Genomic DNA, 21,436 nt, shown 5'->3' with positions numbered 1-21,436 from the left:
CCGAAACCAGCGAGCGGCTCGTCCTCATGACCGTTCTTCGTCGCTTATCGCGCCAGTCGTGCTGTCCTCGAGATCAATTGCTATCGGGTTGCGATCGGCGGCAGTAGTTGGACAGTCCGCACACAGCCATAGTCTTCAGCGCCCCTGCGAGGAGTGCTGCACCATCCAAGATGCCCCCGTGATCCGAATGCGAATCAACAAGGTCTCTGCACGGTGAAAGGTTATCGATGGGCAAGCACAGAAAAGTCAGTCCGCGTCAACAGAAGGTGGGGTCGATGGTTGCGGCGGGCGCGGTTCCCGTTGTTCTCACTCTGGTGGGTAGCAACGGTACCGCGAACGCCGAGCCCGACATTGCGGTGAGCCAGACCGAGCGCGTCGCCCACGCTGCCCTCGTGGCCGACGACACGGATTCAGGCGAGGGGACCGTGCAGACAGCGCAGTCCCCGAACTGGCCCGCGGCCCAAGCGCCGAATGTGCGCCCCTACCGTGGAATGCGAATCCCGGACGACACGGATAGTTCGCTGCAGTGGGCGCGGCCGGTACCGAAAAGCGAGTATCTCTCGCCGGTCGAGTTCCTGCACGGACCGGTCCCGGTCGCGCCGGTGCCGCCGATCGCACCGCCGCCGGGCATGCTGCGGTTCGGCGACGTGCAGGTCGAGGCGCCGGATTGGCTGCCACGGGAGCCCGCCATCCAACTCAACGACGCCGCGGCGGTTACCGAGGCCGATCTCGCGACGTTCTTCGACTCGGTCGGTATGGAACGCACTCGCTCCGATCGTATTGCGAGTCAGACCGTCGGCTCCGCGGCGCTCGGTGCTGCCGCAGGCGCAGCGGTGGCGAGCCCGTTCGCACTGATCGGCGCGGGTGTCGGCGGTGCGCTCGGACTGGCGATCGGCTTGCCGTTCGCACCGATCGGTCTGGCCGCGGCGCCCGCCGGCGCGGCATACGGCGCCGCCCTGATGGCGGCACCGCTCGCCGCCATCGGCGCGGGAATCGGCGCAGGCCTCGGCGCGACGCAGGCCCTCACCGCACCCCCACGCGCCCTCGGCCCAGCTCCCGATGCCGCCACAGACGAATCCGCGACCGATGGACAGATGTTCACTGTGTCGAACAGGTGGTGATACCAGCTGAGATGGACCGACAGATAGCTCGGCTGCGGCAGCCGGCCCCCTTTGGCCTGTCGATTTGTGACACGTCAAAGGGGCCGAGGCCGAGCGGAGAAATCGCAGGCGCGCCTAGTCATCGACCCAGTGATTCGACTGAGACGTATCGAGGGTTGCGTACTCGGCTCGCGGCTCGGCTCGCGCGCGCATAGGGTTTTGACCCGTGGAAACGTACGCCCACCAGGGGTGGTTTTTAGTACTCGTCGGCCTGGTAATTCTGGTCGGGCTGGTCGGGATCATCATCCCGATTCTGCCGGGGGTCATCTTGATCTTCGGGGCCATTGCCGTGTGGGCGTTCTTGACCGGGGTGCGACGGCGTGGATCGTATTCGCCATCAGCACAGCGTTTCTGGTGCTCTCCGGCATCATCAAGTACATCTGGCCGGGGCGGAAGATGAAGGATGCGGGTGTATCCAATCGCGCGCTGTTCGTCGGCGCGATCTTCGGCATCGTGGGCTTCTTCATCATCCCGATAGTCGGGTTGTTGGTGGGATTCGTACTGGGCGTTTACCTTTCGGAGCTGCACCGGCTGCGCGACAACCAACCCGCTTGGCAGGCAACGGTGCACGCGCTCAAGGGTGTCGGCCTGTCCATGCTCATCGAACTCTGCGGCGCGCTACTGGCCGCCGGGGTGTGGGTCATCGGTGCGATAGGCTAGGCCGGGTTTCACTCAACTAGTGACACTTGCGAGGCTGGTGATGACGGCATCGTTGGCAGCGCCATCACCGACTGTTATACGCATACCCGTCGAATACCGTTTGACTCGGATCTCTGCACGGTTGAATGCGTCGGTGATGCGACGAGCCTGCACGAGATCGCCCAGCGGAAGAAATATGTGGTTCGCGGAACTGCTCGGTACCGCATATCCGAGTCGCCGTAGCGCGACCAAGAGTCGATCTCGTTCGCTCGTGATCGCGTGGATGCGTTCATTCAGCTCATCTTCGGCCTCATAGCACGCATGCACGCCGACTTCGGCGAGCATGTTCATGCCGAAAGGTACCTGCCAGTGGGCGATACGGGCAGCGGTCTGCCGACTGGCAACGGCATATCCGACTCGCAGGCCCGCCAAACCGAATGCCTTGGAGAACGTGCGCACCACGATGACATTCGGGTATGCCGCCAGTATTGTCGCCGTGTCGATGCGCTGATCGGCCGGGACGAACTCGATGTAGGCCTCGTCGAGTATGACGGCGATCCGAGGGTCGAGCCGGTCGAGAAATTCGACCAGTTCGAGATATCGCAGCCGCGTGCCGGTGGGATTGTGTGGATTGCACAACACAACTACCTTGGTGTGTTCCTCGACCGCTGCCGCCATCGCGTCCAGATCCTGCGATCCGTCTGGCATCAGCGGGACCATCACCGGTTGGCCACCGACTGTTGTGGTCAGCAGCGGATAACCGTCGAATGTCGGCTCCGCCAACACCACCCGAGCACCACCGAGCCTGCGAGACTGTTTCGAGTCACCGGTCGACGCGACGAACGCCTGCAGAATGTGCATGATTACGCCGGTGGCCCCGGCACCAACAACGATCTGATCGGGCAAACAACCGATACGTGCTGCGATGAGCTGCGGCAGCCGGTGCGGCAGAAACTCCGGATAGCGATTCGCCGACCCCAGTGCCATCGTCAAGGCTCGGCGAACCGACGGGAGCGGACCATACGGGTTTTCGTTGAGTGCGAGTGGGAACCGCACGGAATTGCGCGTGCTCAGCATGACGCGCCACGAGGCGAGACCCGTCCGCCCCATCGAACGGCAGCCGCGGCGGCGAAGTCTCCTGCATGCGCGAAACCTGCGAACATGACTACGGCTCCCTCCGGTACCAGCCCGGATGTCACGGCATAGTCGAAGGTCAGCGGCATAGCGGTGCCAAATAGGTTGCCACACTCTTCGAAGGTGTCCGGGTGGCGCTGCGCGGGCACCTCCAATGAGTCGCGCCAGTTCTGCAGAAACGTCCGGTTGGGTTGATTGGTCACCAGCAGATCCAACTGACTCGGCTGCATATCGATCCGCTCGCAGACGGTGCGAACGACTTCCGGGACGATCTGGTTTCCTCGGTGCAGCACCTTGGCGATATTCGATTCGGTGAATCCGATGTGATGCTGGCCGGTGCCTGCCTCCCAGTATCGGCGTGGCGGGTCGGCGACCGATATCATTTCACCCGCATATTGGGGCAAGTGCCGCGTCTCGATGTCGAGTATCGGGGATTGGTCCGATTTGGTCAGCCAGGCCACGCCCGCACCATCTCCGGGAATGGCGGACTGTGGCATGGCCAGCACACGGTCTTGAGCGAACATCTGTCCGGCCGTGTTCGTCACGTTGACGACAAGAGCGCTGTTCGCCTTGGTGCTCTGCAGAATCTCTCGTGCCAATTTCATCCCGTGGATGAAACTGGCGCAGCCGCCATTGCTCAGATCTATCAGCCATTCCGGCACGATGCCGAATCGGGCGGCGATCTCACCGCCATTGCCGACGAACCAGTTCTCGGGCAGTGGTGTGTTCACAATCAAGACATCCACGTCGTCCAATAGGTCCGCCCCGTGGCGTGCGAGCATCGGTGCGATTGCCCGCTCGGCCATGTCGGCCGGGGTTTCGCCCGCACCGACATGGTGCCGGAAGCGGGGCGGATTGAACATGACAGCCGATGCGGTATCGGCGGCATCGCGGAACTGGGCGAAGTACTCGGCCGGAATAGGTTCTCCGGGACGGTAACTGGACACGTCGGCCAGACTGACGGTGACGGTCACGTCGATCATCCAATCGGATCTGTGGCGGGGCTGGTTTCGGACATCGGCCGGTCGTCGACGTCATCGAACCGTTCGAGCAGGTGCTCGGTCAGCCCGAGAAGCAGCCGTTTGGCCGAGTCGCGATTGCGCGCGTCGCAATATCTCAGCGGCACATCGTCGTCGAGATCGAGCGCGGCCCGTAGGTCCGCGAGGCGATAGCGATGTGCACCCTCGAAATAGTTGACCCCGACCACGAACGGCAGCTTCCTGCGTTCGAAGAAGTCGATCGCGGCGAAGGATTGGTCGAGGCGGCGGCTATCGACCAGGACTACGGCACCGAGTGCCCCAGTCGCGAGTTCGTCCCAGAAGAACCAGAACCGATCCTGTCCAGGGGTGCCGAACAGGTAGAGGATCAGATTCGGGTTTATCGTAATTCGCCCGAAATCGAGGGCGACCGTGGTGGTCACCTTCGATTCCACACCGGAGAGATCATCGACTTCGCTGCTCTTGTCGCTGATCAACTCTTCGGTGGACAGCGGCGCGATCTCGCTGACCGCGCCGACCAAGGTGGTCTTGCCGACACCGAATCCTCCTGCGATGAGGATCTTTGCCGACGTGATCTGCGGCGGTGCCACAGTGTCAGAGTCTGAGAAGGCCATCACGTATCGCCCTTAGCAAATCCGCGGTTTCACGGTTCTTGTCGTAGTTGTCTGCGGCGTTTCTGGCCTGCGTCGAGCTGATGCTGAGATAGCCGTCCGCAATCAGGTCGCCGATCAGAATCCTGCTCACCCTCAGCGGAAGTCCAAGCCTTGCCGCGATTTCGGCTATCGCCCGTGGTTTTCGCGCCATCGCAAAGATTCGCCGGTACTCCGGATCCATTTGGCGTAGCCGGGTATCCGCGGTGCCGGGGATCGCGACCACGATCGTGATCATGCTCAGTTCGGGCGTGACATCGCGGGTGCGTCCGCGCGTGACGCCATACAGGCGGACAAGCGGGCCTGCCGCCTCGTCGTACCAGGAGTTCCGTTCGCGAACCATGACGGCGTCACATCATTTGACTTGTTTGCTGTGGCGCGGTTTGGTGGAAAGCCAGGTGCTCATGCGCTGTACTGTCAGGTTCATCTCGTGCGCGATCAAGCCCCAGTCCGCGGTGGCTTCGCCGAGGACCGCTAGCGAGGCATTCGCACCCGCCGAGGTGACGAATAGCATCGCCTCGTCGAGTTCCACCATGACCTGTTGCAGATTGCCTGCCGAGAACTGCCTTCCCGCACTGGCTCCCAGGCTGTGCAATGCCGACGCCAGCGCACTGAAGCGTTCGGCGTCTTCCCGGCGAATTTGCGCGCAGTGTCCGAGCATCAATCCGTCGTTGGACAGCATCACGACGTAGCGAACACCGTTCAGGCGCTCCGCCAGTTCGTCAAGGATCCAGCTGAACTTACCGAAGCCGTCGTTCATTCCATTGTCCTTCATCATCGGTCGAGGTCTTCACTGCGCGTTCCGGCCGGGACGCCTGAGCGACCGAGTTTGGTTCCGGCCTGCAACGCGGTCCAAAGGTCGACTGGCCGCCCCTGCCCCGATACTCGGTCCCGCTGAATACGGACGCTGGGGTGGTCGTCGGGCATGGGGGCCGGAGGTTCGGAGAGCTGGGGGACTATATGAGTCTGTCGCTTGCGCTGCGGAAGCGGAGGTCCGTCGTCATACGGGATGTGCTCCAGCTCAACGTCATTGGAGTGCGCTCTCGCTGTCTCGGCCAATGTTCGGCTTCTGAACGCATCGACGTGAGCAACCGGTTGTGCACTCGGTGACACCAGTACCTCTGCCGGCTCGCCCGGAGTGTCCACCGCAACCGACTTGTGCTCCCGGTTGAGCCGTTCCGACCAGCGCCGCACCTCACCGAGGTCGTCATCGAGGGTGTCATCGTCGGGCTCGGCCTGGGAAATCGCCTCGTCGCCATCCTCCGACTCGGCCGAACTGGGCCGCCGAATGACCTTGCGCGACCGGTGCCTCAGGTCACCGGCGTCCTCTTCGACGGTTTCGTCGCTGGCCTCGGCCTGCGAAGTCGGCTCAACGGGCTGGTCCTCGGCAACCAGTTCGTAAGGCAGTCGCACGACGCTGCGGATACCGCCATAATCGGACTCGTTCAGGCGCACCACGACGTCGTGGCGCTTCGCCAGCTGCGCCACCACGAACAGACCGAGCCGCGGGTCACTGGAGAGCGCAGCGACATTGAAGTCCGGCGGGTTGGTCAACGTCTCGTTGATCTGGGCGATTTCATTTCTGGTCAAACCCACCCCCAGGTCGGAGATCTCGACGATCACGCCGGACCCTCCCAAGGCCCCGCTGATTTCAACGCGGGTTTTCGGCGGCGAGAAGGTCGCTGCGTTGTCGATCAGCTCGGCGATGAGATGGATAAGGTCTGCCACGGCCGAACCGGCAATGGCTACGTCGGGCAGCCGGACGGTGTGGATCCGCGGATAGTGTTCGGTCTCGGTAACTGCGCTCCGCACCAGATCACGCAGCGGCACCGGGTTACGCCACTGCCTGCCGGGTTGTTCGCCGCCCAGGATCACCAGGTTCTCGGCGTTGCGCCGCTCCCGCGTGGCGAGATTGTCGAACTCGAACAGCATTTTCAGCGTATCCGGATCATCGTGGCGATGCTCGGCAGTGTCCAACAGCGATAGCAATTGGTGCATCGTCACCTGACTCCGGTGGGCGATGTTGACAAAGACCGCACGAACACCCTGCCTGGTTTGAGCCTCGTTCACCGCAGCGGTCGTAGCGGCCATGTGTGCCCGATTGAACGCATCAGCGACTTGCCCGATTTCGTCACGGCCGAAGTCGAGCTTCGGCAAATCCCGGCTCAGGTCGACCGGTTCGGCTCGTCCGAGTTGAGCCATGATCTTGGGCAATCGTGTCTCGCTGACCGCCAGGGTTTCCGCCCGCAGCCTGCGCAGCCGCCCGATCAGCCGCTGCGACAGCCACGCTGCGGCGATGAATGCGATCAGCGACAACCCCAACACGGCCACGCCACCCTCGATGGATTGACGGGATAACCGATTGCCTTCCCGCTCGGCCACGCCTCCGGCATAGCGCAAGTGCGAGTTCCACAACCCGCGCAGCTCAGAGCTGACCTCCTCGGCCGCATCCTTCCACCCGGCGAGGGGCGGCATCGGTGGCGTCGACGCGGGTCCGGTGGCATTCACCGAGGTTCCAACTTGGTTTGTGCTGCCATTCGAGGAATTCCCCGTCGCGGACGCAGTCCCTTGACCAGTGGAATTCCCTGTCGACGAGGAAGGCCCCGGAGCGGACAAAGTCCCTGGAGCGGTCGCAGTCCCAGGAACAGACGCAGCCCCAGGAACAGACGCAGCCCCAGGAACAGACGCACCCGCTGGAACAGAAGGAATCTCAGTCACGATCGCGCGTCGGAGCAGGCCGTCCTCGAGCGTTCCCATCCGCAGCCACGCTGGACTCGACACCAGCGCTTGATATTTGGCCATCTCGTCTGGGGGCAACTGAACTTGCCGATTGTCGAGTTCTGCGCGGTAGAACCCGACGAGTTTGCTGTACTCCACTTGTTGCGAAGGAGCGAATCCGCCCTGGATCGCCGCCGCAGCCGCCAAAGCGCTACTGCGGGACATCGCCTCGGCGCTTTCGAAAAGGCCTACCTGCGTGTCCTGTTCATTGGCGGCCTCGGGCACCTTGGCCGTGCGCGCTGCCAGTCGCCCAGCGACGATGACCGTTTGGATGACCTTGTTGTAGTAGTCGTAGACCTCGTCGACCTGAGCTGCCTTCAGGTCGACGCGCTGCCGTATCAGCGGTAGCTGACCGAACGTCGCCTGCATCTGCACAACGGCATCGCCCACCGACCCCTCGAACAGTTTGATCAAGGCGTCGCCTGCGACCATCATCGGGGGAATCGCGCCGTCGAGTCGACCCCGCTCGGCCGCAAGGCCCGCGGCGGCCGACTCATCGCCTGCCAGCACAAGCATGCTGGTGCGGCGCTCCTGCTGCACCGCTTCGACGAAGTTCAATGCAGGACCGGCTGTTTGGGTGGCGGCGGTCGACCAGGACTTGATGTCGTTGGCTTTGTTCAACAGGTATCCGGCCGTGCCGCCGCCGACAAGCAGCAGCGACAAGCTGGGTATGAGCGCTATCGCGAGAACGCGGAATCGCACACTTGGCGTAAACCGGATGGCGCGATTGACTTTGTGCATAGTCTGTCCACAAATCATCTATTCCCATCCCCGGAAGGGCTTGGGATGCTGTCGGATTCGGTAATGGACCCGCGGGAGCGGGCTCGGCCTTGGTGTCGAATTGTGGTGCGAGATGCCGTCGTACGGCCTAGCCGAGGGCGGCGCGCTGCTGGCGTTCGAGCCAGCCGCGGAAGAGCCGCGCCACCGGCAGGGCGGGCACTCCGGTCTGTTCGTCCGGTGCGGCCACGGTCAGTAGCCAGGCAGGCATGAATCGCAGCGTCCAGAGCGGGGCCGTCTTGCGCATGTGGGTCTCGAAGCCCTTCCACACGGCATTGTCGAGAACCGGGGCGAGCCTGCCTGCCAACTCCTCCTCCTCGTCCGCGGCATGGACGACCAGTCGTTGGTGCACCTCCAGTGTGCGGCGAGCCAGCTCGGTCGCCGCAGTACCACCGTCGCCCAAATGCTCTGCCGCCCGGTGCCATTCGACAAGAAACTTGTCCAACTCTTCGTGCTCGGCAGTGAGGCGGCCGATCGCGTCCTCGTCGGCACCGAGGCTTCGCAACCGGGGCCAGAGGAACCCATCCTCGCCCTCGTGGTGGTGGGCGATCAGTGCATGCACCCGATCGACATAGCCACGCAGTGCGGCGGCACGCGTCGGATCCGGGGTCTCGGCCAACCGCGAAGCGGAATCGGCGATCCGTGGTAGATCGGTCACCATGGCACGGTGAGCCAACAGCATCGTCTGATGGCCGGTCGGCAAGTCGGAAAAGGACGGACTCACTATCAGCTCCTAGGGATTTCCGAATCTTATTGCAGGCTTGTGCACGGCATGACAAAGTCTGCACATCGGCATTACGTTGCCGTTCAATTAAATTTTCTTGAACTTCTCGGTATATCGGTCGGCGCGCCCCGTGCGAGAGCGGTACTGCGGGATATTAGCCCCATGGATCGACCGTTCCCATTCACGGGAAGGGGCTGGCTTGCCGCCGAACGGCATCGGCATGTGCGAGTCGAATCCCGGTCCCTACTAGGGGGTTTCATGCCATCCAGCTCTCAAACCGACCTACTGACGACAACCGCACATTCCACTCGATAGCGGTGTACTCTGCGGCGCATGAAGATCGATGAGCAACAGCTTTCCGACATTCCAGGACTGGTTCGGGGAGAACAGATCGGTGCCGAAGAGCTAATGGCAAGATGCGCCGCCCTGACGCAGGACGCTTACTCGTATGACGATATCTATGGCAAATACTGCACTGTCCAGAACTACATCGATTGCCCGCCGCAAGATACCTACGAATACCTCGCAAATATTCATAGCTTGTCGGAATGGACCTACAGCACGCGCGATTTCGAACCGACCGATGTGCCGGATCTATACCAAGGCGTTGACTCGCTCGGCGTCGATACCAAGATCTTCATGAAAGTTGTCGCCAACGCCGAGGCTCTGACCGTCGACTACCACTGCGCGTGGGATCAGGGGCGCGACCTCTGGATGATCTACTTGATGCGAGTCGTCCCGGCCGAACTGGTCCTCAAACGCCCCGGCTCCGTGGTGATGTGGACCAACTGCCGGCACCCCTACTACAGCGAAAACCCTTATCCGCAAACAGCCCCGGCAGACCGCAAGGGGTGGGTCGGCGACATGTGGGGAATCTTCGGCGCGGGCCATACCATCGAATTCGACAATCTCAAGGCCATTCTGGAGTACCGACACAGTAGTCGGCTGCCGGTCGGCCCACACCTTCTTCTCGACAGCTGACGGCCTACTCGGCATGGAAGACTGGCGAGTGGCCGACTACCTCGTGCGTGGATGCGCCGAGTTGGGTGTTCGGCACTTCTTCGGGATGGACGGCGCGAATATCGAGGACGTCTACGATGCGGCCGCCTATTACGCCCCGGACAGCGGCGCCGGTGTCCATGGTGTGGTCGCCAAGCACGAATTCGCGGCAGCCACGATGGCCGACGGATACGCCCGCGCCACCGGCGGGTTGGGCGTCGTGGTGGCGACGTCCGGCGGTGGCGCGATGAACCTCGTTGCCGGGCTGGCGGAATCGTTCGCTTCGCAGGTGCCGGTACTCGCGCTGGTCGGGCAGCCGCCACGGAATCTAGAGGGCAACGGCGCTTTCCAAGACACAAGCGGTCGGGCGGGCAGCATCGATGCGGTGCGACTGTTCGGCGCAGTGTCGCGCTATTGCGCGCGCGTTGACAACGCGACGGACCTTCCACAACAGTTCGTGGCCGCGGTCGAAGCTGCCTACGGCGGCGGACCGGCGGTGCTGTTGCTGCCGAAGGACATACAACGCTCGCCGATCGGAGCGCGACCGGGGCAGTTGCGGCTGCCATCGCGCCCGGCCGGGGATCCGTCCGACTTGGCCGCGGTATGCGCGGCACTGGACACAGCGCGGGCGACCGGCAAGATCCTGGTGATTGCGGGAGATCAGGTGGCGCGTGACGACGCGCGTGACGCGCTGCGCGATCTGGTGGCGACGTTGGACGCCGCGGTCGGTGTGACTCCGGATGGAAAGGATGTCTATGGTCCGCGCGAGCCGGGTTACTGCGGTGTCGTGGGGACAATGGGTCACCCGGAATTGGTCCATATGGCGCAGACAGCCGCCTTGTGTCTGCTGGTGGGCACCCAGTTGCCGGTGGTAGCGCAGATCCCGCTCGGTGATGCCCCGGTCGCCTGTGTCGGAGCGCAGCCGCCCTACGTACCCGCCGTCTACGCCGCCGCCCCGGATTTGGCTGCCGCTTTGCCACAGCTCACTGCGGCATTGCGGCAAAGGGCAAGCAGCGCAATCGAATCAGAGCAGGCTTTCAGTTCCGACCTACCCGCTGCTCCGGTCCGGTTGCGCGCGCCCGCCACGCATGGGCCGGGGCTACGTTACCGGGAGGCGATGGAGGCAATTTCCGAACTGTTGCCCGCAAGCAGTGCGATCTTCGCGGACGCGGGCAACACCGGTGCGGCGGCGGTGCACTACCTCGACCTACCCGTAGACGCCCGGTTCGGACTGGCGTTGGGCATGGGCGGCATGGGTTACAGCTTCGGCGCCGCGATCGGCGCCGCGTTCGCCACCCGACGCCCGACCTACGTTATCGCCGGTGACGGCTCGTTTTTCATGCACGGCATGGAAGTGCACACCGCAATAGAGCATGCGTTGCCGATCACGTTCGTGATATTCAATAACAACGCGCATGCCATGTGTGTGGTGCGGGAGCGGCTGTACGGTCGAAACGACGACGACCGCAACCGTTTCACCCACGCAATGCTGGCCGAAGGGATGGCAGCGATGTTCCCAGGGCTGCCTTGTCATGCGGTGCGTGGGTTGGATGAGTTGCGCGCCGCGCTGTCCGGGCATACCGGGCATGCCGGGCCCCGTTTCGTCGCGATCGAGTGCGATCCCGACGAGATTCCCCCATTCGTACCGTTTTTGACAGCAGCATCAGCCTGAGTCGCTCCGGGCCATCAGCGACAGCACCGGACTCGCGTCCGGACTGGTCACGGCTATCCGCGGACGGTGAACAGCGAGACGACCCGTCCTCACTCGATGATCGGGAACGGAATCGTAAACGGAATCGTATCCGCCGGTTCGAGTTTCGGCAGTTCATCACGCCGCAGCGGCAACGTCGGCAGTTCGGTGCGATGGATCGGCAGGGTCGGCGTCGGATCGGCCGGAATCGCGCGCTCGCGGGCGGGCAGTCGATAGAACGCCCGCGCGTTGTCCTCGAGCACCTTGATCATATCGCTGCCGACCACATCGCAGATCAGATCGACATCGGAATCCCGGAACGGCCGTCCCGCGCGAGTGCCGGGCAGATCGGTACCGAACATCAGCGCCTCGGGATTGACCGCGTGGATCCGGCGCAGCGTACGAGCCACCTTCATCTGCACCCGCCCGAAACCCGTCGCCTTGACCCGCGCCCCACGATCCACCAGACCCAGCAGATAGGGCAGCCCCTCCTCGGACATACCGAGGTGGTCGATGGAGAGCACCGGCAGCTTCGAGATCACCGGCTCCATCGAGCGGAGCATGGTGCCGTCGATATAGACCTCGACATGCCAGCCGACGAGGTCGTGCGCACGCAATGCCTGCAGCGTCATCGCGGTGATATCCGCGGCCGCGCGCTTGACATTGAACCGCAGCCCCCGCACACCGATCCGATCGAGTTCGATGATCTCGTCATCGGTGGCGTCCGGGTCCAGCGAGGTGACGCCGACCCAGCCCTCGCCGAGCTCCGCCAGCGCCGCCTTCAGATAGGTCTGGTCGGTGCCTTGGAAAGATCCGCTGACCACGGCACCGCCGCCGATATCGAAGCGCGACATGCGCTTTCGATAATCGGCGATGGTGAACGGGTCGGGCAGGTAGCCCTCGTTCTCGGCCAGCGGGAACCGCGGGTCGAAGATGTGGAGATGGGCATCGAACACTTGTACAGAATGCCTCAGTGACGGAATTTTTGCTGCCGCGGACCCGACAGATTTTGCGCTGCGGCGGCTGGGTCGGATTGTGCAGCGCCACAGGAGGTCACGGTCACCCCCGGTGGCATTCGCACTAGACCTTGTGCGGCTCGCTGGCGCGCAGCATGTCCTCCCGCTCGACGACCTTGACGCGCTCGCGGCCCTCCGGCTCACCGAGGGCGCGCTCGTGGGCGTCGAGGCGGTACCAGCCCTGCCAGGTGGTGAACGGGATGCCCTTGCCCTCGAGGAAGTCGGTGACCGCATCCAGTTCCGGCTTGGCGGCCGGGGTGAAGTTCACGCTGTCGTCGAGCAGGCAGGCCACGGTCTCGTTGGCGTCGCCCTTGGTGTGGCCGATGAGGCCGACCGGACCGCGCTTGATCCAGCCGGTGACGTAGGTGGCGGGCAGGTAGCGGTCCGGACCGTCGGCGGCCTCATCGGCGAGGACGCGTCCGGCCTCGTTCGGGACGACACCGGCCTGATCGTCGAACGGCAGGTTGGTGAGGTTCTGCGACAGGTAACCCACGGCGCGGTAGACGGACTGCACCTCCCAGTCCTTGAACACGCCGGTGCCCTTGACATTGCCGGTGCCGTCGAGCTGGGTGCGCTCGGTGCGCAGGCCGACGACCTTGCCGTCCTCGCCGAGGATCTCGGCGGGGGATTCGAAGAAGTGCAGGAACAGCTTGTGCGGCCGATTGCCGACATCGCGGATGGCCCACTGCTCCAGGGTGTTGGAGATCATGTCGACCTGCTTGGAGTGCCGACGCGCGGCCTCGGAGCCCTCGTCGTAGTCGATGTCCTCGGGATCGACGATGACCTCGATGGTCGGGGAATGATCGAGCTCGCGCAGCTCGAGCGGGGTGAACTTGGCCTGAGCAGGCCCGCGGCGACCGAAGACGTGCACCTCGATCGCCTTATTGGCCTTCAGACCGTTGTAGACGTTCGGCGGGATCTCGGTCGGCAGCAGCTCGTCGCCGGTCTTGGCGAGCACACGCGCCACATCGAGCGCGACATTGCCGACACCGAGGACCGCGACCTTCTCCGCCTCCAGCGGCCAGGTGCGGGGCACATCCGGATGGCCGTCGTACCAGGACACGAAGTCCGCCGCACCGTAGCTGCCGTCCAGGTCGATACCGGGAATCGGCAGTGCGCGGTCGGCATTGGCGCCGGTGGAGAAGATCACCGCGTCATAGAACGCGCGCAGATCGTCGAGGGTGATATCGGTGCCGTAGTCGATATTGCCGAGCAGGCGGACCTGGGGCTTGTCCAGCACCTTGTGCAGCGCGGTGATGATGCCCTTGATGCGCGGGTGGTCCGGCGCGACGCCATAACGGATCAGCCCGAACGGCGCCGGCATGCGCTCGTACAGGTCGATGCTCACCTCGGCATCGGACTTCATCAACGCGTCGGCGGCATAGATACCGGCCGGTCCCGCGCCTACGATCGCGATGCGAAGCGGGCGAGTCCCAGCGGTGTGCGCGTCAGGCCGGGCAGCCTGCGTAACCACGGAGGGCCCGTGTGCACCGCTAGTCGACTCTGCACTGTGTTCGGTCATCTTTACGCGCACCCTTATGGTCGAAGCGTTCAACAGCGTCAGTCTTAGCTTAGGCTAACTTGACGCATCCTTTCGGTCGCACCTGACGATGCGGGCAGGCGGCCATCTCGGCTATGACAGCAGGACCGCAGCCTCGCGATTCTATCGGTGGCATACCGCGCACCCTGCGGCAGTGCGTACACCGGGTGTTCGCTGCCCGACTCACCTACCGTGACTACCCGCTCCGCCGACATCTATCGAATCCGCGCGTGCCGGATATCCGGGGCGGCCAGGGGCCGAATGCCGGATACCGCCGCCCACCAGGGATGATCGACCCATGACAGAGCAGCAGGGCACCGATGCAGAACCGGTAATCGAGGTCGATCAGACCGATCGTCGCTCCATCGCGCCGTTCATGGCAGCGGCCGTCTTCGCCGCTGTCGTACTGATCGCGATCGTGCTCGGTGCAGTGCTCTCGCCCGCTGAGAAAAATGTCACAGAATCGGACAAGATCGCCGCCGCGGTGCAGCGCTACGCGGAGGCCCGCGCCACCACCGACAACACGCCGCCACCCGGTGTTGCCTGTCCAGGATTCGACGAGAGCAAGACACCGCTCATGCATCAGTTCGGTGGCGCCGCGGCCGGAAAGTCGATCAAAGTCACCAAGATTGAGCATGCGATGGTCGACGGCGATAAGGCCAAGGCGACGGTGACCATCGCGGTCGACGGCCGCGAAACACCGGCGACCTGGGATCTGACCCGTTCCGGAGACCGCTGGATCGTCTGCGGTTGATTGCGCACGCGCGACGCGAACTGGGGTTTGACATGGCCGCCCATGCCCAGGCAATCTCATTTTCAGGTCATGAGTACCAGCGCCAAGCCCCGGCTGGCTGGTCGGCAACCCTCCTCCGCGGTGGGGTGCTCCGGGTGACGACCTGGCCGCGCACCGAAACCCAGGTGCGGCAAGCGTGGATTCACAGGAGGATCGCATGACATATGCCGGTGACATCACCCCGCGGCAGGCGTGGGAGTTGTTGCAAGACAACCCCGAAGCCGTCTTGGTCGACGTGCGCACCGAGGCCGAATGGCGTTTCGTCGGTGTTCCGGATACGAGTTCGATCGAGCGACCGACGGTGCTGATCGAATGGGTCGACAGCTCAGGCGCCCGCAACGGTCAGTTCGTCGAGCAGCTGACCACGGCGCTCGAGGGTCGCGATCCGGCGGCACCCGTCGTCTTCCTCTGTCGCTCCGGACAGCGTTCCATCGGTGCGGCGAAAGCCGCGACCGGCGCGGGCATCGCCCCGTCGTTCAATGTGCTGGAGGGCTTCGAAGGCCCGATCGACGAGTTCGGACATCGTGGCGGCTCGGGGTGGCGCGCCACCGGCCTGCCGTGGCGGCAGTCATGATCACCGGCGGTGCGTTCGATAAGCCGCTGCCCGAAGGCGTCGGTCCCGCGACGCTCGGCGTGCGAGGTGGCCTGCGCCGCTCGGGATTCGAGGAAACCGCCGAGGCACTGTATCTGTCCTCGGGTTTCGTCTACGAGAGCGCCGAAGCGGCCGAGGCCGCGTTCACCGGCGATATCGAACATTTCGTCTATTCCCGCTACGGCAACCCGACGGTGGCCATGTTCGAGGAGCGGCTGCGGCTGCTCGACGGCGCCGAAGCCTGTTTCGCGACCGCGAGCGGTATGTCCGCGGTATTCACCGCACTCGGTGCGCTTTTGGGCGCCGGTGACCGACTTGTGGCCGCGCGCAGCCTGTTCGGCTCGTGCTTCGTGGTGTGCAACGAGATTCTGCCGCGCTGGGGTGTGGAAACGGTCTTCGTCGACGGCGATGATCTGGATCAGTGGGAGCAGGCGCTTTCGGTGCCGACCCAGGCCGTCTTCTTCGAGACACCGGCCAATCCGATGCAGACGCTTGTCGACGTGCGTCGGGTGACCGAACTCGCCCATGCCGCCGGCGCGAAAGTCGTGCTGGACAATGTCTTTGCCACGCCGCTGCTGCAGCGCGGTTTCGAACTCGGTGCGGATGTGCTGGTGTATTCGGGCACCAAGCACATCGATGGTCAGGGCCGGGTACTCGGTGGTGCGATCCTCGGCGCCCATGACTACATCGACGGTCCGGTGAAAAACCTGATGCGCCATACCGGTCCGGCATTGAGCCCGTTCAATGCCTGGACCCTGCTCAAGGGGTTGGAGACCATGCCGCTGCGCGTGCGTCATTCGACCGAATCCGCACTGCGCATCGCGCGCTTCCTCGAGGGCAACAAATCCGTCTCGTGGGTGCGCTACCCGTATCTGGAATCGCATCCACAGCACGACGTGGCGACCAGCCAGATGAGCGGCGGCGGCACCGTGGTCACCTTCGAACTGAACGCGCCCGCCAGCGAGGCCAAGAAGCGCGCTTTCGAGGTCCTCAACCGCCTGCGCATCATCGATATCTCCAATAACCTCGGCGACGCCAAAAGCCTCATCACCCATCCAGCCACCACAACCCACCGCGCCATGGGCCCCGAAGGTCGCGCCACCATCGGGCTCTCCGACGGCGTCGTCCGGATATCGGTGGGACTCGAGGATGTCGAGGATCTGCTCAGCGATCTGGACAACGCGCTCAGCTGAACGTATGAGCAGCGAGGTTGGTGACGCCGACGTGGAGTCGGCTGACTGGTCGCCGGTTTCCGGCGCCAGCCGACTCCGTCAGGGATGCTGCCGACCTTTTTCACATCGAGGTGGATCATGCGGGCGATGATCGCTGCGTTGCCGTTTGCGGCAGCCCACGGTGGTCGCCGCAGTATTCGCCGAGAATCGGGCAAATACCTGGCTGCCCCCTGTCGGCGCTATATCGCTTCTGATGACATCGCGCAGCCGATCAACTAACTCGCAGGTTTCAGCGAAGAGTTCTGCGCCCATTTACTCGTACCGTCGGGCGCGTTGAGCGTTTCGAGCAGCTCCATGGCCGAAAGCGCCAGGACCGGTCCCCCGGCAGCGATTGTCCCCAGAACGCCGCCGATCCCCGCACCAGCGATCGCGGCAGGTATGCAGCCCACCGCGAACAGCGGCAAACCGATAAGGCATCCGGTAACGCCTCCGACGACCAGGCCGATCGCGGTGCCGACGAATGTGCCGATCGTGGTGGCGAGCCCGAATCGGGTCGCGAACTCCGACAGCGCGGCCTGGTTCTCGACGGGCGATGCGACCGGCTTCGCGGTCGGCGCGGCGGCGGGACGCAGCTCACCGGGCGTCAACCGCAGCTCCTTCGCGTCTTTGCTGAGTGCTGAGTCGACCGTGAGCACCTTGTCGCCCACGGTGAATCGTGTTGGCACGACCATCACGGGGGCGCCGCTCTCATTACGAATCGTGAACGAGTTGTGATCGTGGTCGAGCGCGAAGGTCCCTCCCGATAGCGTGGTTGTCACAACACGGTCCACCGAGGTGACCTTGTACTCGATGTCATGTTCGGCGGGTGCTTCCGCGCGGGCGGTTACCGGCGCGATTGCTGCAACGCATGCGATAGCGATCGCCGCGATGCGCGAGATTTCGATCACGAAATGTCCTTTTCTATTTCATGGACCAGGCAAACGAGACGGACCTACTGAAGTGCGCGGCCGTAGGCCGGCGGCTATGAGCCAACACACAAGCACAGCCGCAATGTCCTGACCAGCTTCACGCCGAGAATTAGGTGATGGGTGCGAGCAAATGTCGGGAAATCAGGCAACGTGCATACCGGAAGTTCGCTTCTTCGCCAGCGTTCGCTGACATCGGATTGCGATGCGGGATGGCATCGATGTCCGCGCCTCAGTCGCCATCGTGCCCATCCGAGAAATAACTGGGGACGCACGCGCGGTCCAGCCGGGCGGGATAGGGGTCGCCCAATTGGACCGGTAGGTGACCCTTTCGGTATGCACGGTCCACGTGGATCTGCGATAGCGGTTCGGACCCGAATGCCTGGAACTCCCAGCGTGTTCCTGTGGCATCATGCTGCCAACCGTCTGGGTCGATCGCGTATACCCGCTGGACCAGTCGGTCGACGACAACGATGGCGTAGTGGGCGTTGCGTCTCGCGGCGCTGCTCACCCGCCACCATCGCCGATCTCGCTCGTAGAGCGCTTCGGGGGACCGGAGGGCAGACGGCCCGGCATCCGGCCACGGCTGCGAGATGATGAGCGCAATACGTTCACCGACCGCGGTGAGGGCGCCCCAGCGCTGATACGCATGCGCCCGGTCCAGACCCGTGACGGAGGCGACGTCGCCCAGCCCGGCCGTATGGTCGAGGGCGGCAGCGGCAGCTTCCAACATCCCGGCGTCGATCTCGCTCGCTAGCACACTGTGCACTCGCAGCAGGGCTAGTTGGAACTCACGCGCCTCCACGAATTCCAGCTCACCGTCTTCATAGCGAGTCGATGCCTGTGGTCCGAGCCCGCTCAGTTGGCCGGCGAGTCCGACGAGGATGGCTCGCACGGACCGTGACAGCCATAACCGTTCAGTTGCCCACATATCTCGCGCAAAGGCATACCCGCCGCCTACCTGCACATCAGTCATAGCCAGAGACTCTAGCTGGGAGGTACATCCAGTTCACAGATTTACCGGATCGATCTTAATTAAATTTCTTTCAATGACTCATTTGATAGCCATGCATTAGCGACGTGCCGAGCGGTTGGTTCTGAGCTACCGTTTGCTCGATTTCGAAGACATCAGCCGAAACGGGTCTTCCGGTCCACGAAATCCGCTCGAACGAAACCTGGACTCCAGATAGCAGACCTGGGGCGAGGCGAATGCCCGATGCTCTCCCCCAACCGATCGGCCAGCGTAACAATATGGCGTCCCACCACCGACGTCTGGGCATATGCGCGTTCCACGAACACTGTCGATGCCCGAAAAGGGAGTAAACACTGATTACGACACCGACGAATCCATTGACATCCACGGCCGCCGAACCCACCACCACCACGGCCAACCGGTTCGATTGGTCGATCAGCCACGCCGGCGACACGCTCGTGGTGACATTCGGAGTGGACCGCGCCGGAATCGAGCTACCCGCTCCGCTGCGAATCGGGGTGGAGTTGTTTTTCCAGGACAACGGCCTGTCGGGACCCACCATCGCTATCGATGGTCCGGTCGGGCGCCATATCCGGCTCGTCACCGGCGTCAGCAAAGCCGACCGGGCCATTGAGTACCTCCAACACTGTGGCGCGGTGCTCCACGTCGGCCGCGCCGCATGGCCCCTGCCCCCCGTTTCGGGACCCGGCCTCGCATGGTCGGCGAACGGCGGACACGGCCATCGCATACCCCCGCTCGTAGCGGTCGCCGCCGCGGTTCGAGCGGTACGTCTGTATACCCCCGACGGACTCGAGCAACTCACATCCGATTAGCGAACCAACACCTCGGGGCTCGAGAGCAATGCACCGTTTCCGGAGGTGTTGTCGTTGGGCCGCAGGCGATGTCGTTGAAGGCCGCGCGGAACAGGGCGGTGATGCGGCTTCAGCGTTATTGTCATACAGTCAATACAGCCTCGCGGGCGCGCCCGGGGAGCGCTTGATCAACGACGAACCGAGGTAGCGCGTGAGCACACCATCCACCGCCGAACTGGGCCCGCTCGCGGGCATCAAGGTCATCGAGCTGGCCGGCATCGGCCCCGGTCCGCATGCGGCACTGCTGCTGGCCGACCTCGGCGCCGATGTGGTGCGGATTCAGCGGCCCAATATGCTGCCCGGCTTCATGGAGCGGCCGCAGTGGCGCGGGCGCACCATCGTCGAGGCCAATCTGAAGGATCCGGCGGATATCGAAAAGGTACTCACGCTCGCCGAGAAGGCCGATGTGCTGATCGAGGGCTTTCGGCCCGGTGTCACCGAGCGCATGGGCCTCGGCCCGGATGCCGTACTCGCGCGCAATCCGCGGTTGGTCTACGGGCGGATGACCGGCTGGGGTCAGCACGGCCCGCTGGCCGATCGCGCCGGACACGACATCAACTACATCTCGCTGACCGGTGTGCTGCACGCCATCGGCCGCAAGGGTGAGCGTCCGGTGCCGCCGCTGAATATGGTCGGCGACTTCGGTGGCGGTTCGATGTTCCTGGTATTCGGCATTCTCGCGGCCCTGGTCGAGCGGCAGAGTTCCGGTAAGGGACAGGTCATCGATTCGGCGATGATCGATGGGGCGCTTGCCCTTTCGCACATGATCTGGGGTATGCGCGGCGTGGGCCTGTGGTCCGACGAGCGTGGCACCAATCTGCTCGATACCGGTATGTCGTTCTACGACACGTACGAGACTTCGGACGGCAAGTACATGGCGGTCGGGGCGATCGAGCCGCAGTTCTACGCGGAACTGTTGCAGGGCTTGGAGATCGATCCCGAGGGCCTGCCGGCGCAGCTCGATCCGAATGGCCAGGATCAGCTGAAGAAGCTGTTCTCGGAGAAGTTCAAGACCAAGACCCGGGACGAATGGGCCGCGATCTTCGATGGTACCGATGCGTGCACGACGCCGGTGCTGACATTCACCGAGGCAGAACAGAATCCGCACATTGTCGCCCGCACCGGGTTGATCGAGATCGACGGTGTCGTCCAGCATGCGCCGGCACCGCGCTTCTCCCGCACCCCCACCGGTACGCCCACCCCGCCGCCCAGTGCGGCGACGCCGTTCGAATCCGTCTGGACGGATTGACAATTCGCGATCAGTGGCGCGTCCAGTCCGGCTGGGCGAAGTGCGCGATGCGGGCGGCGGCGGGTTCGCGGCCCAGCAGCAGGAGTTCGCGGAACTGCCAGAGCATCGCGCCGGTCGGCGCGTGGATGGTCATGTTCTCCGCAAGGCGCATCTGTAGTAGACCTGGGCCTTCGGCGGTGACCGAAGGGGCTTCGGCCCGCAGATCCTGTTGTCGCACCGCATCTTTCGGGTGCACCCAGTGCGGGACATCAGCGGCGGCCAGCCGGGCGAGATCCACCAGATGAACCGAGTGGACCTCGTCCGGGCTCGGCCGCAGCCCGGACGCGTCGGCGAGGGCCGCCACGATCGGGGTAATGACGAAGCCCGATGCGGCGGGGAAGTCGTCGAGCCGGCCGAGCAGATCGGCCGGGGTCGCGGTCAGTCCGAGTTCTTCATGTAGCTCACGTATCGCCGCCTGTTCAACCGTTTCCCCCTCGTCGACCCGCCCACCCGGCAATGCCCATTGCCCGGCATTGCGGCCGCGATGCGCGCGCATGATGACCATCACCGACGGCGGACCCTCTACCGTCACCACGCACAGCAACACCGCCGCCCGACGAATACCCGGTGCGTCGGCAATTTCCGTAAACGGAAATGCGCCCAACCGTGCGCCCGCCAACTCGCGGAAACCGTCGACACTATCGGGGACGCACGGTCCCGAAATGAGATCCATGAC

20 protein-coding genes, 1 pseudogene and 1 riboswitch are annotated in these 21,436 nt (G+C 63.9%); of the genes and pseudogenes, 9 read left to right on the top strand and 12 right to left on the bottom strand.

Annotated elements, in window-relative coordinates; all coding sequences use genetic code 11:
• The first annotated feature begins 227 nt into the window (after positions 1 to 227).
• Complete coding sequence (locus AB0J29_RS21215) at positions 228 to 1,121, top strand: hypothetical protein (protein WP_364788627.1); 894 nt, start codon at positions 228 to 230, stop codon at positions 1,119 to 1,121.
• Between the two features lie 205 nt (positions 1,122 to 1,326).
• Positions 1,327 to 1,820: pseudogene (locus AB0J29_RS21210) on the top strand (DUF456 domain-containing protein).
• 12 nt (positions 1,821 to 1,832) lie between these two features.
• Here AB0J29_RS21210 and AB0J29_RS21205 read toward each other — a convergent pair.
• From AB0J29_RS21205 to AB0J29_RS21175, 7 genes are all read right to left on the bottom strand, one after another.
• Positions 1,833 to 2,876, bottom strand: coding sequence for an aminotransferase class I/II-fold pyridoxal phosphate-dependent enzyme (locus AB0J29_RS21205; RefSeq protein ID WP_364788624.1), 1,044 nt, complete (start codon positions 2,874 to 2,876; stop codon positions 1,833 to 1,835).
• Positions 2,870 to 3,916 carry a 3-oxoacyl-[acyl-carrier-protein] synthase III C-terminal domain-containing protein gene (locus AB0J29_RS21200; protein WP_364788621.1) on the bottom strand — a complete coding sequence of 349 codons (1,047 nt, stop codon included), beginning with the start codon at positions 3,914 to 3,916 and terminating at the stop codon, positions 2,870 to 2,872. The genes AB0J29_RS21205 and AB0J29_RS21200 overlap by 7 nt, the downstream gene beginning before the upstream one ends.
• Complete coding sequence (locus AB0J29_RS21195; protein ID WP_364788618.1) at positions 3,913 to 4,545, bottom strand: ATP/GTP-binding protein; 633 nt, start codon at positions 4,543 to 4,545, stop codon at positions 3,913 to 3,915. Before AB0J29_RS21195 ends, AB0J29_RS21200 begins: the two co-directional genes overlap by 4 nt.
• Positions 4,526 to 4,924 (bottom strand): DUF742 domain-containing protein, encoded by a 399-nt coding sequence (locus AB0J29_RS21190; protein WP_364788615.1) that lies wholly within the window; start codon positions 4,922 to 4,924, stop codon positions 4,526 to 4,528. The genes AB0J29_RS21195 and AB0J29_RS21190 overlap by 20 nt, the downstream gene beginning before the upstream one ends.
• Positions 4,925 to 4,936: 12 nt before the next feature.
• Positions 4,937 to 5,341, bottom strand: a complete 405-nt coding sequence (locus AB0J29_RS21185; protein ID WP_364788612.1) for a roadblock/LC7 domain-containing protein — start codon at positions 5,339 to 5,341, stop codon at positions 4,937 to 4,939.
• A 14-nt stretch (positions 5,342 to 5,355) separates the two neighbouring features.
• Complete coding sequence (locus AB0J29_RS21180) at positions 5,356 to 8,022, bottom strand: nitrate- and nitrite sensing domain-containing protein (protein WP_364788609.1); 2,667 nt, start codon at positions 8,020 to 8,022, stop codon at positions 5,356 to 5,358.
• Between the two features lie 205 nt (positions 8,023 to 8,227).
• Positions 8,228 to 8,860, bottom strand: a complete 633-nt coding sequence (locus tag AB0J29_RS21175) for a hemerythrin domain-containing protein (protein ID WP_364788606.1) — start codon at positions 8,858 to 8,860, stop codon at positions 8,228 to 8,230.
• A 333-nt stretch (positions 8,861 to 9,193) separates the two neighbouring features.
• On the opposite strand from AB0J29_RS21175, the gene AB0J29_RS21170 reads away from it, so the two are divergent.
• Complete coding sequence (locus AB0J29_RS21170) at positions 9,194 to 9,841, top strand: SRPBCC family protein (protein ID WP_364788603.1); 648 nt, start codon at positions 9,194 to 9,196, stop codon at positions 9,839 to 9,841.
• 13 nt (positions 9,842 to 9,854) lie between these two features.
• Positions 9,855 to 11,531: a thiamine pyrophosphate-binding protein gene (locus tag AB0J29_RS21165; protein ID WP_364788600.1), complete on the top strand. Its 1,677-nt coding sequence runs from the start codon at positions 9,855 to 9,857 to the stop codon at positions 11,529 to 11,531.
• Between the two features lie 89 nt (positions 11,532 to 11,620).
• Here the strand turns inward: AB0J29_RS21165 and AB0J29_RS21160 are convergent, their stop codons facing one another.
• A complete protein-coding gene (locus AB0J29_RS21160) occupies positions 11,621 to 12,505 on the bottom strand; it encodes an amidohydrolase family protein (protein ID WP_364788597.1) in 885 nt (294 codons plus the stop codon).
• Positions 12,506 to 12,629: 124 nt separating this feature from the next.
• On the bottom strand, positions 12,630 to 14,039 hold the full coding sequence (locus tag AB0J29_RS21155) for an FAD-dependent oxidoreductase (RefSeq protein ID WP_364788594.1): 1,410 nt from the start codon (positions 14,037 to 14,039) through the stop codon (positions 12,630 to 12,632).
• Positions 14,040 to 14,403: 364 nt separating this feature from the next.
• Between AB0J29_RS21155 and AB0J29_RS21150 the strand changes: the two genes are divergently transcribed.
• The 3 genes from AB0J29_RS21150 to AB0J29_RS21140 all read left to right on the top strand — a co-directional run bounded on the left by AB0J29_RS21150 (position 14,404) and on the right by AB0J29_RS21140 (position 16,683).
• The gene (locus AB0J29_RS21150; RefSeq protein ID WP_364788591.1) at positions 14,404 to 14,859 is read left to right on the top strand and encodes a hypothetical protein; all 456 of its coding nucleotides are present in this window, start codon (positions 14,404 to 14,406) and stop codon (positions 14,857 to 14,859) included.
• Positions 14,860 to 14,924: 65 nt separating this feature from the next.
• A riboswitch (SAM riboswitch) is annotated at positions 14,925 to 15,041 on the top strand.
• 14 nt (positions 15,042 to 15,055) lie between these two features.
• Positions 15,056 to 15,472, top strand: a complete 417-nt coding sequence (locus AB0J29_RS21145) for a rhodanese-like domain-containing protein (protein ID WP_364788588.1) — start codon at positions 15,056 to 15,058, stop codon at positions 15,470 to 15,472.
• Positions 15,469 to 16,683 (top strand): O-succinylhomoserine sulfhydrylase, encoded by a 1,215-nt coding sequence (locus AB0J29_RS21140; RefSeq protein WP_364788767.1) that lies wholly within the window; start codon positions 15,469 to 15,471, stop codon positions 16,681 to 16,683. Before AB0J29_RS21145 ends, AB0J29_RS21140 begins: the two co-directional genes overlap by 4 nt.
• A gap of 254 nt (positions 16,684 to 16,937) precedes the next feature.
• On the opposite strand, the gene AB0J29_RS21135 is transcribed toward AB0J29_RS21140, so the two are convergent.
• Positions 16,938 to 17,609, bottom strand: a complete 672-nt coding sequence (locus AB0J29_RS21135; RefSeq protein WP_364788585.1) for an ammonium transporter — start codon at positions 17,607 to 17,609, stop codon at positions 16,938 to 16,940.
• Between the two features lie 250 nt (positions 17,610 to 17,859).
• Entirely contained in the window at positions 17,860 to 18,603 is a 744-nt protein-coding gene (locus AB0J29_RS21130; RefSeq protein ID WP_364788582.1) for a hypothetical protein, read from the bottom strand.
• Between the two features lie 374 nt (positions 18,604 to 18,977).
• Here AB0J29_RS21130 and AB0J29_RS21125 point away from each other — a divergent pair, with 374 nt between their 5' ends.
• Together AB0J29_RS21125 and AB0J29_RS21120 are read left to right on the top strand one after the other, a co-directional pair.
• Complete coding sequence (locus AB0J29_RS21125; RefSeq protein WP_364788579.1) at positions 18,978 to 19,433, top strand: hypothetical protein; 456 nt, start codon at positions 18,978 to 18,980, stop codon at positions 19,431 to 19,433.
• A gap of 190 nt (positions 19,434 to 19,623) precedes the next feature.
• Positions 19,624 to 20,721, top strand: a complete 1,098-nt coding sequence (locus tag AB0J29_RS21120; RefSeq protein WP_364788576.1) for a CaiB/BaiF CoA-transferase family protein — start codon at positions 19,624 to 19,626, stop codon at positions 20,719 to 20,721.
• 10 nt (positions 20,722 to 20,731) lie between these two features.
• Here AB0J29_RS21120 and AB0J29_RS21115 read toward each other — a convergent pair whose 3' ends face one another.
• Positions 20,732 to 21,433, bottom strand: a complete 702-nt coding sequence (locus AB0J29_RS21115; RefSeq protein WP_364788573.1) for a CoA pyrophosphatase — start codon at positions 21,431 to 21,433, stop codon at positions 20,732 to 20,734.
• Between the last annotated feature and the right edge of the window lie 3 nt (positions 21,434 to 21,436).

Source organism: Nocardia sp. NPDC049707 (assembly GCF_040674855.1).
In the GTDB taxonomy this organism is placed as follows: Bacteria; Actinomycetota; Actinomycetes; order Mycobacteriales; family Mycobacteriaceae; genus Nocardia.
Note: the sequence above shows the minus strand (reverse complement) of the source record. Positions and strands in the feature narration are given on the sequence as shown.